The organism is Lishizhenia sp. (genome assembly GCF_033720595.1).
In the GTDB taxonomy this organism is placed as follows: domain Bacteria; phylum Bacteroidota; class Bacteroidia; order Flavobacteriales_D; family Crocinitomicaceae; genus Lishizhenia.
Window position 1 is genome coordinate 1 of record NZ_JAWWCF010000254.1, and the last position, 3362, is coordinate 3362.

The window sequence follows — 3362 nt, forward strand, 5'->3', positions numbered from 1 at the left end:
CGCCTTTTAGGTATTCAAAAAGTAGATGGAATCTTGGGAGACCTTGGTGTTTCTTCTCATCAATTCGATGAAGGAAGCAGAGGTTTCAGCATTAGAGGTGACTACCCGCTAGACATGCGCATGAACCAATCTAGTGAAATAGACGCCAAGCACATCGTGAACACCTACGAAGAAGATGAACTCATTTCTATTCTAAGAAAATACGGAGAGGTAAAATCTCCAGGCAAGGTAGCCGGAACCATTTGCAGAGCTCGTTCTCGCAAAGAGATAGAAACAACGGGAGAATTAAACGAAATACTCCTTCCTATCGCCCCTGCAAGAAAAGAAAATAAATTCTTAGCACAAATCTACCAAGCCATAAGAATTGAGGTAAACAATGAAATGGATGTGTTGGAGAAATTTTTAACACAAACCACAGAGATATTAAAACCCCACGGCAGACTCGTAATCATGTCTTACCACTCTCTAGAAGATAGGTTGGTGAAAAATTTCATGAAGAGAGGAAGCTTTGACGGGAAAATAGAGAAAGACTTTTATGGGAACATCTTAAAACCTTTCACAGAGGTAAATAGAAAACCCATCACACCAACAGAAGAAGAGTTAGAGTTAAACAATCGCTCGCGAAGCGCCAAACTAAGAATAGCAGAACGCAACGATGATTAACGAATACCAAAATAAAGAAGAGGTTCAAAAAGAAAGCCCGAAGAAGAAGAAAAGGAAGAAGAGCACAAGAAAGCCTTTAGGTGAAAGCTCAAAGACTTTTATGCAAATCATCAACGGGGATTTTCTAACGAAAGACTTTGTACTCAACAACCTTACGTACATCGTTTTCTTCGTAATGCTCCTCATACTTATTGTTGGAAAAGGATATTACGTAAACCAACTGGCAAAGGAAACCAGCAACATGGAAAAGGAGCTCAACCAAATGACTTCAGACTATGTAGAAACCAAAGCCAAGTTAGAAGAAGAAACAAGAAGACAGGTATTGGTAGACAAACTAACACCACTCGGATTAAAAGAAACAAGAAAACCAACGAAAGTTGTAAGAATAAAAAAGGAAGAGGAAGAATAAATGGACAAGAACAACAAACATATAGTTTTAAGAACCTATCTGATTTACTTCGGGTTTGTAGCTATCATGTTGACAGTTATTGTTAAATCTTTCATGATCTACAAAGATGGTAGAACCAATCTTTTCGTTTCATCTTCAGAAAAAATTGAGTTTAAAACTGCTGAAATCATCCCGAGAAGGGGAGAGATTTTAGACGCAAACTTAAGTCCATTAGTAACCTCAGTTTCTTTTTACGACATCTACATGGATACCAAAGTAGTTAAGGAAGATGTTTGGAGAGAAGGAATTGAAGGATTAACACAGGGGTTAGCTCAAATCTTTCCAGAGCGCACTGCCAGAGAATGGAGAGAATACCTTTCTAGAGAACGCGCAAGAAACAATCAGTACTGCCGCATTCAAAGAAGAGTAACCAATGACACACGTAAAAAATTACGTGCCTTACCTATTTTCAAACTAGGGAAATACAAGGGTGGAATCATAGACCAAGAAGAAATCATCATCCGTCAAAAACCCCATGAAGATCTTTTAAAAAGAACTTTAGGTTACGTGCGCTACCGTGAGGACGACACTTTAGAAGTTGGAATTGAAGGTGCATTTAACGAATACCTACAAGGTCAGAATGGAGAAATCATTCAACAAAAGATTTCTAACTCTTGGAAAACTACAGGTCCTATCACCAAGGAAACACAAGATGGAGCAGATGTGGTTACAACCATAGACAAAGACATACAAGAAGTAGCACACACTGAGTTACTGCGTCAACTTCAAACCAAAGGAGGTAAATACGGTTGTGCCATCGTTATGGACGTGAAAACAGGATTCATCAAAGCCATGGTGAACTTAGAAGAGAACAGAGATGGTGGTTATTCTGAATCTTACAATCATGCCATTGGTACGATAGAGGTTCCTGGATCAACATTCAAACTCGCTTCCTTAATGGCTGCATTAGAGGATGAGAAAATTAAACTCACCGATACTGTTAACGCTGTAGGTAGATACCAATACTACGATAGAGCTTTGAACGATGACAACAAATGGGGATATGGAAAAATCACAATACAACGTGCCTTTGAAAAGTCTTCTAACGTTATCTCCAAAATTATTTTTGACAACTACAGAAATGAGCCAGAACAATTCATTTCTCGATTAGATCAATTTGGACTAACGCAACCCTTAGGTATAGATATCGCCGGAGAAAAAGCTCCTATGATTAACAGACCAGGCACTCCACAATGGTGGGGAGGATCTATTGCATGGATGTCTATCGGTTACGAGGTGCAACAAACACCCCTACAAACCTTAGCATTCTACAACGCTGTTGCCAACAATGGTAAATTCATGAAGCCACAGTTCGTCTCTGAGATCCGCCAAGGAACAGAAGTAATAAAGCATTATGAACCTGTTGTTTTGAAAGAAAAGATCTGTAGTCAACCTACAATAGACGCTTTGCAAAAATGTTTAGCCGGAGTTGTAGAACACGGTACAGGAAGAGCGCTACGCAAGTCTTTCTTCAAATTAGCAGGTAAAACAGGAACAGCACAAATTGCAAACAGAAACAAAGGATACGGAGAAATTGGTGACCAGAAATACATCGCTTCTTTCTGCGGTTATTTCCCAGCAGAAAACCCAGTATACTCTTGTATAGTAGTGGTCAGTGCTCCAACTAACGACATCTATGGTGCTTCTGTATCAGGAACTGTTTTCGCTGAAATTGCAGATAAAGTATACAGTACGAGTTTACAATATCAAGAAGCCATTAACCAAGGAAGTGGAACATTTGACACCCCAATCACTAAAAGCGGAAATGGGTACGAATTAAAACAAGTGCTTGACCAATTACACATCAGAACAAACGGTAGCACTTCACAAGAATGGGTTAGAACTTTCCAACAAACGAACGGAGTAGAATTTAGAAACGCAGAAATACAAAAAAGCCTTGTTCCTAAAGTATTAGGAATGGGACTTAAAGATGCTGTTATCCTTCTTGAACAAGCAGGGTTAAAAGTAAGAGCTAAAGGTGTTGGAAGAGTAGTTACTCAAAGTCTCGCCCCTGGTAGCGCAGCAGTAGTTGGTGGAATTATAGAACTAGAATTAAAGTAATGCAACAGTTAAGAGACATATTATACGGTGTAAACCTCATCCAAGTGATAGGTAGCACAGATGTGGCGATTGAAGCTATCGTTTTCGATTCAAGAAAAGCGACAGCCCATACTGTTTTTGTTGCCATCAAAGGATTTACAGTTGACGGACACAATTACATCTCTAAAGCAATAGAATTAGGCTGTACTTC

Annotated in this window: 4 protein-coding genes; all 4 read left to right on the plus strand. The window is 39.2% G+C overall.

Annotation, left to right across the window (positions count from 1 at the left end):
* Window positions 1-663, plus strand: a 663-nt coding sequence (gene rsmH / locus R3333_RS13535; protein ID WP_318959308.1) for a 16S rRNA (cytosine(1402)-N(4))-methyltransferase RsmH, incomplete at its 5' end; no start/stop codon positions are given.
* Entirely contained in the window at window positions 656-1072 is a 417-nt protein-coding gene (locus tag R3333_RS13540; protein ID WP_318959309.1) for an FtsL-like putative cell division protein, read from the plus strand. The genes rsmH and R3333_RS13540, both read left to right, overlap by 8 nt.
* Window positions 1073-3172: a penicillin-binding protein gene (locus R3333_RS13545; protein ID WP_318959310.1), complete on the plus strand. Its 2100-nt coding sequence runs from the start codon at window positions 1073-1075 to the stop codon at window positions 3170-3172. It begins immediately after the preceding gene.
* Window positions 3172-3362: Mur ligase domain-containing protein (locus tag R3333_RS13550; protein WP_318959311.1), on the plus strand; the 191-nt coding region annotated here is incomplete at its 3' end. The genes R3333_RS13545 and R3333_RS13550, both read left to right, overlap by 1 nt.